General features: G+C 59.8%; 8 protein-coding genes. 3 read left to right on the top strand and 5 right to left on the bottom strand.

All coding sequences use genetic code 11. The annotated features are described in order from the left end of the window. Positions 1 to 386: S1 RNA-binding domain-containing protein (locus WBP53_RS00595; RefSeq protein ID WP_423924879.1), on the bottom strand; the 386-nt coding region annotated here is incomplete at its 3' end. A gap of 394 nt (positions 387 to 780) precedes the next feature. Between WBP53_RS00595 and WBP53_RS00590 the strand changes: the two genes are divergently transcribed. Further along, positions 781 to 1,773 carry an RluA family pseudouridine synthase gene (locus WBP53_RS00590; RefSeq protein WP_423924877.1) on the top strand — a complete coding sequence of 331 codons (993 nt, stop codon included), beginning with the start codon at positions 781 to 783 and terminating at the stop codon, positions 1,771 to 1,773. A gap of 185 nt (positions 1,774 to 1,958) precedes the next feature. Here the strand turns inward: WBP53_RS00590 and WBP53_RS00585 are convergent, their stop codons facing one another. Together WBP53_RS00585 and WBP53_RS00580 are read right to left on the bottom strand one after the other, a co-directional pair. Further along, positions 1,959 to 3,545 carry a hypothetical protein gene (locus WBP53_RS00585; protein WP_423924875.1) on the bottom strand — a complete coding sequence of 529 codons (1,587 nt, stop codon included), beginning with the start codon at positions 3,543 to 3,545 and terminating at the stop codon, positions 1,959 to 1,961. Further along, entirely contained in the window at positions 3,532 to 3,876 is a 345-nt protein-coding gene (locus WBP53_RS00580) for a 4a-hydroxytetrahydrobiopterin dehydratase (RefSeq protein ID WP_423924873.1), read from the bottom strand. The genes WBP53_RS00585 and WBP53_RS00580 overlap by 14 nt, the downstream gene beginning before the upstream one ends. Positions 3,877 to 4,395: 519 nt before the next feature. Here WBP53_RS00580 and WBP53_RS00575 point away from each other — a divergent pair. Continuing rightward, positions 4,396 to 4,989, top strand: coding sequence for an NfuA family Fe-S biogenesis protein (locus tag WBP53_RS00575; RefSeq protein ID WP_423924872.1), 594 nt, complete (start codon positions 4,396 to 4,398; stop codon positions 4,987 to 4,989). Between the two features lie 65 nt (positions 4,990 to 5,054). Here WBP53_RS00575 and WBP53_RS00570 read toward each other — a convergent pair whose 3' ends face one another. Continuing rightward, positions 5,055 to 5,420, bottom strand: a complete 366-nt coding sequence (locus WBP53_RS00570; protein WP_423924870.1) for a c-type cytochrome — start codon at positions 5,418 to 5,420, stop codon at positions 5,055 to 5,057. 8 nt (positions 5,421 to 5,428) lie between these two features. After that, a complete protein-coding gene (locus tag WBP53_RS00565) occupies positions 5,429 to 5,755 on the bottom strand; it encodes a c-type cytochrome (protein WP_423924868.1) in 327 nt (108 codons plus the stop codon). A 171-nt stretch (positions 5,756 to 5,926) separates the two neighbouring features. Between WBP53_RS00565 and WBP53_RS00560 the strand changes: the two genes are divergently transcribed. Further along, positions 5,927 to 6,085 carry a hypothetical protein gene (locus tag WBP53_RS00560; RefSeq protein WP_423924866.1) on the top strand — a complete coding sequence of 53 codons (159 nt, stop codon included), beginning with the start codon at positions 5,927 to 5,929 and terminating at the stop codon, positions 6,083 to 6,085. Positions 6,086 to 6,368: the final 283 nt, after the last annotated feature.

Genomic DNA, 6,368 nt, shown 5'->3' with positions numbered 1-6,368 from the left:
ATCAGTACGAGGTAGCGTCCGGCCAGGCTGATGAACGTGGTCAGGGCAGCGCCCTTGTTGCCGCGTTCTTCCTTGTCGACCTGGACGACGACAGTCTGACCTTCCTTGATCAGCTCGCGAATACCGGCCTTGTTGGAATCGACGCCGGAAGCAAAGTACTGCTTGGAGATTTCCTTCATCGGCAGGAAGCCGTGACGCTCGCCGCCATATTCGACGAAGCAGGCTTCCAGCGAGGGCTCGACCCGCGTGATGCGGCCAAGATAGATGTTGGATTTCTTTTGTTCGCGGGAGGGGATCTCGACATCGAGATCAAACAGGGTCTGGCCATCGACGATAGCCACACGCAACTCTTCACGCTGAGTTGCGTTGATCAACATACGCTTCATTGTCTTGTTTCCTTGCAAGCGCTCGAACCGCTGCCGCGCGTTGCGCGCTGTCCGAAGACGTCGCGCCGCGCGATCCGCTTGGACCGGAGTACCGGCCGCGGGAGCGCTTGTTTGTTAAATTGCCGACGCTTTCCGGGCGCCAGCGCTCATTTGGTGCATGCGATTCCGGAAACCCTTTGCACCCTCAAGGGCTGCAAGCAATCTCCGATTCGAACCGTTACGATGTCCGGGCTTTGCAGACCTGTGAGCCCCTCAAACTTGAGTTCAGGCACCAGGGCTCGGACAGGTATAACGACTGAATGCGCCTATGTAATGTCTCGGGCTCCCCGAAATCGGGGTCCGATGACGACGCGATACGCGGGCGGAGTGTAGCAGTCAGATCCGGATTTTTTCAATGAAGACACACACTTCGGCCAATAATGCAGACGGCGTCTCTGGTGGCGTGCAACTCGTCAAGATTGACGATGACCGTATTGGCCAGCGAATTGACAACTTCCTTTCGGGTCGTCTGAAAGGAGTTCCGCGCAGCCTTGTCTACCGAATCCTGCGCACTGGACAGGTGCGAATCAACGGACGCAGGGCCAAGCCGGACACTCGCCTGAGTGCTGGCGATGAGGTGCGGATTCCGCCGGTTCGGGTGGCCGATCGTGAAGATCCGGGCCGACCTGCCGACGGCCAGTTGAACCGGATTGAAGAGGCTGTTGTCCATGAGGACCGTGATTTTCTTGTTCTGGACAAGCCCAGTGGCGTAGCCAGCCATGGCGGTAGTGGCATCAGCTTCGGCGCCATTGAATTGCTGCGGGCCGCACGGCCCAGGGATACTCTGGAGCTCGTGCACCGCCTCGACCGCGATACCAGTGGCATCCTCGTCTTCTCGCGCCGACGTTCGGCATTGACCGCCTTGCAGGCAGTCATACGTGAAGGACGGGCAAGCAAGCACTATCTGGCGCTGTTGCAGGGCCGGTTGCCGCGTGCACGAATCACGGTCAATGAACCGTTGCGCAAATCGATCCTGCAAGGGGGCGAGCGCATGGTCCGCGTCGATGCGGCTGGCAAGCCTTCGGTGTCCCATCTATCCCAGTTGCAGCAATTCGCCGAAGCGACCCTGTGCGAGATCAACATTGAAACAGGCCGCACTCACCAGATCCGCGTCCATGCTTCCCACATTGGCCATGCACTCGCCGGCGATGAGAAATATGGGGATCGGGCATTCAATCAGAGAATGAAGGAATTCCGCTTGAAACGGTTGTTCCTGCACGCGGCGCGATTCGAGTTCGAAATTGGCGATCGCAGTTTCGCATTCAGCGCGCCCTTGCCGCCCGAGCTCACTCGAGTGATCGATGCGCTGGAATCGGGGACAACCAAAACGCCGCGAAAGGGCGCCTGAAACACCGAATCCTGGTCTGAGCGGATTCGTGGAGGAGACCTTCCGTCGAGGCTTGTTGTTGGACGGATCCTTGAAGACACCTGGCGCGATTTCCCGAGGCTTCCCGTGGTTTGCTCGATGTACTCGGGGGACGGGACTGCCTCATGTCGGTCTCCGCAGGCTCGGTTCGATGGGCCGAATGAATGTCAGTGCAGGAAAAACCGCGCACTCACCTCTCCGGATCGCAGCCAGTCCGAAGGCAGGGAATTGACCAGCAATAGCGCACAGACGGCCTGAGCCAGAATGTTCGCGAGCAGTGCACGATGGCGTTGCCAGTTCCACACCCATATCAGGCCGCCAGCGAAGCTCAGCTGCATGAGCATTCCGTTTGGCGTGGTCAGCAGGGCGAAAATCATCGCTGCACCCAGCGCGGCCCACAAGGCCGAGCCGACCAGACGTTCGATGCGATCTGCGACGATGACGCAAACCACGAATTGCAGAGCCGCTGCCCACAGAAGATAGTGCAGTACTTGCGAGAAATGCGGCAGGTATTCCGGCAAATGACCGCCGGTAGCCATTACAACTCCGAATGCAAGGCCTACTGAGAACAGTGCGACCCACCATCCGCGCTTGAGCGTGCGTGCTCCCGGCTGTGCAGGCGCGCTGCCGGCAAGCAGGCTGAGTGCAAACGCCATGGTGATTGCTCCCGCGCCGAGAAGAGGCGGATTGATGTCGTTGCTGACGGCGCCACCCACGATCAACGCGAGAGGCACCGCAGCTACTCCGAGTAGTTCAAGCAATGCACGCAGTCGCGGTCCCGGGACGGGTCGAAAGCGAATCCAGAGAAGAATGGCAGCGTAGAGGCCGAGCAACCCGTATGGCCAAAGCTCGGAACCCGTGTCCCTGGACTCTGGTTCCCATTGACGCGCAAGCCGCGAAACTTCGAGAAATCCACCATGGGTGACGATGGTCGCGTCAGCGATGCTTTCCTGAATCAGGTCGCGCGCCAGCAGGGATTGCTCGACCCGAGCGTCCGTCGACAATTGCAGTACCGGCCACAGGCTGCCGTCGATGTCGGCGCTGGCCCGATCCAGCGCGCGCTCGAAGGCATGGGGCTCTTGCATGTCGGGGATCAGCGGCAGTTGCAGTTGGTCGAGTGAGGAAGGTGTCAGTTGCCGGCTCATGCGTGCCTCAACCTCGCCGAGGGTAGCGGCAGATCCCGAATCGAGTTGCAATCGCAAGCGCAGCATCTCGGCACGATCGGGAGCAGGCGAGGGAGATCCATTGCATGTCCAGGGAAGCCGATGCAGATCCAGGGTCAAGGACGATTCACCTGCCTGGAATGGAACCTGTTCGCTGCTGCAACTGGGCGAATCGAGCGACCTGCGAATGACAACGGCAATGCTGCCGGCATTTTCGCTGGCAAGCTGGACATGCAGCCTCGCAAAGCGTTTGAGATCGATGGCGCCCGAGAGTGTCAGCCCGGCCTCGATGGCTTCGCCCTGCGAGCGCATGCGCAGCCCCTGCGAGTCGAACGAATACTCGGTTGTTCCGAATGCCCGGCCGGCGACAAGGTTCGATGGCTCGCGAGCCGACCAGTGGTAAGGCGTGTCCGCGTGGATGAGCGCGCCAAGTACGGCACTGGCGGAATGGTCCAGGTGGTTATTGAGCTGGTAGCGTGCCAATTGCTGCAGTGCCAGCACTGCGATGACGACACACGCGGCGAAGGTCAGCCAGGTTGCGTAGGTTCGCCAGGCAGGAACACTCGCCCAGCCGCGATCAATCGTGTTCAAGCAGGGCGTCCACGCGGGCAGCGCAGATGAAATCGTTCAAGGATAGCCCACCGACGTCATGAGTCGAATAGTGGAGGGCGCAACTGGGATAGCTGACCTCGAAATCAGGGTGGTGATCTTCGACGTGGGCGATCCAGGCAACTGCATTGACGAATGCCATCGTCCGGTGGAAGTCGTCGAATCGATATTCCCTCGCAATGCCCTTGCCATCGTCGGTCAACGACCAACCGGGAAGCGCTGCGAGGTACGCGCGAACCTGGGCTGAGTCGAGGGCATTTTCGGGTCCCTTGCGTGGCGTGCAGTGGGATGTGGCGAGTTGATCCGCATTCATGGACAGTTCCAGTGATTCGTAAGGTAGTGAGGGCAACTCTGCTCAAGCGGAGCTTTCGGAGGATCTCCCAAGCGTGCCTCGAGATGAACCGAGGGCTGCATGCCGGGCCAAGTCATGCGGTGTATCTGGCGGTCCTTCCGAATGCCATCTGATTCAATAAACCACAACACCATCGATTAGGCGACCCCTGTCTGCGCATCCCATGTTTGCTTCGCCTTGAGCCAATCGCATGGGTGGGCCGGACGCGACTCCAATGGTCAGGCCGCCGGGGTAGCGTCTGCAACGGCTACCGAGGATGCGCCCCCTGCGCTCGCGACATTTGTGCAGCCATGTGCAGCACAACCCACGTATCCGCTACCGAGTCCGACAGTCCATCCGCGCCAGTGCGCCACGATCTACAGCTCGAGAGGCATCGTGATGGCTCCGCCATGTAGTCATCGTTGCATCAAGTATAAGTGCCGATGCACTTGACGCAATAAAGGACTAGAATGGTGCTGATTAGTTCTTTGTGGTGATGCCATGATCGAAGTGAATGAATCGGCAGCGGAATATTTTCGTGGCCTGCTCCAGAGCCAGAACACCCCCGGACTCGGAATCCGGTTGCGCGCGGTGGATGCGGGAACCCCGAAGGGCGACTGCCAACTGGAGTTCTGCGAACCGGCTGACCTGCTCGGCGATGAGTGGGAAATCGAGTGCGAAGGCTTCATCCTCTATGTGACCGCCGACAGCGTTGCCTGGCTTGACGGTGCGGTCATCGATTTCGAGCGCGATACGACGGGTGGGCAATTGTCGATCAAGGCGCCGGGGTTGCGGGGCGCACCACCGACGGGTGACGCCAGTCTCATAGAGCGGGTGCGCTACCTGATCGAGAGCGAGATCAATCCGCAGCTTGCCTCGCATGGCGGTCGCGTGACCCTTCGGGAAGTCACCGCTGATGGCATCGTTCTCCTTCAGTTCGGCGGCGGATGTCACGGTTGCGGAATGGTTGACGTCACTCTTCGCAATGGAATCGAAAAGACCCTGTGCGAGAAAATTCCGGAAGTTACCGGAGTGCGCGACATTACCGATCACGAGAAGGGTGACAAGCCCTACTACGAGCGCAAGGCCGGGTAGCCATTGCACAAATCCCGGCTTTCGCCGGGATCTGGATTGCCGCGCACAGCCTGGCTATCGCCAGGCTATTTCGTTTTCATGCGTCCGTCGAGGTCATCGAGCTGACCTGGCATCGCTGCGTAGTAGGCAGCGAGATCCTGGATATCCTGGTCCGAAAGCTTTTCGACGAATGCCGCCATGATCGGATTGACCCGGCCGCCATCGCGATACTCGGTCAATGAGCGGGCGAGATAATCTGCGTACTGGCCGGCGAGCTTCGGATAGATCGGCGCGGTGGCGTTTCCATCGGCGCCATGACAGGCCTGGCATGGCGGTGCGAGCTTTTTCCCCGATTCAAGGTTTCCCGGCGCAGCAAAGGCAGATGCCGCCGGTATGGCCAGAACGAGCAGGGCTAGCCGCGCAAGCGTCTTGATTTTGAAAGTCAGGTTCATCGGTCGGCTCACTCAGCACTCTTGATACTGGAAAGGAAGGAGGCGATGTCGCGAATGTCGGCCTCGCTCAGGCTTTCGCCCTGCGCACGCATGGTCGGATGCTTGCGCCCGCCATTCTTGTACTCGGTCAGGGCGGCAACCAGATAGTCGTAGTTCTGTCCGCCAATTCGCGGCACATGGTAGTTCGGGTAGGCGTTCCTCCAGCCGGTGACGCCATGGCATCCGGTGCAGGTATAGGCCTTCAGGCGCCCCTCGGCGGGATCGCCCTTGGACTCGTCGGCGAGGACGTTGGAGGCAGAGAATAGTGCAAGGGTAAACAGCAGCGCTCGGGTCATCTCGAAATTTCCGGATCCGGCTGAATGAAAAGGGGACGAATGCAAGCGTCGCAGTATAGCGAGTTGATGCGCGCAGGTCAGCGGTCGCGTCTGTGGCGCAGCGGCGCAGGCCCGAATCCGGCGACGCCGGCAAGGAGTCGGAGGCGCTGATTGGCCTGCGCCAGGGGCCTTGTGAACCTTGCCGCTCCCGGCCTGGTCGCTGTTCAAGTCCTCCTTGCACGCCTGTCCGTGGACCCGCGAGAAACCCGGCACCTCACCGACGAAACCGGTGTGACTATCGGCTCAAGACAGGCTGCGGTTGTCGGCATACGCTTTGTCGAGGTCATGTGAAGCGGCTTGCCGGTGGTACGAACCATCATCAGAAGGCTGGAAAACCATCGCGGCCGGATCTCCGATTGCGTGTAACCGTTTCACCCTTTGACGTATCCATTCAAGTGCGACCGGACCAGTAGTGCGAGGGGACGATCCCGTCTTGCTGTCATATAGTGTTATGGTCTACTATAACACCAGTTCATTCGAGGCTGCGCCATGCTTTCAGTTTCCCGCCATTTTTTATCCCGTATCGCCCTGCGCCTTGCAGTCGGCGCTTTTGCGCTGGGCTTGCTTGCCGCCT

Source organism: Dokdonella sp. (assembly GCF_049593775.1).
Classification (GTDB): Bacteria; Pseudomonadota; Gammaproteobacteria; order Xanthomonadales; family Rhodanobacteraceae; genus Dokdonella.
Note: the sequence above shows the minus strand (reverse complement) of the source record. Positions and strands in the feature narration are given on the sequence as shown.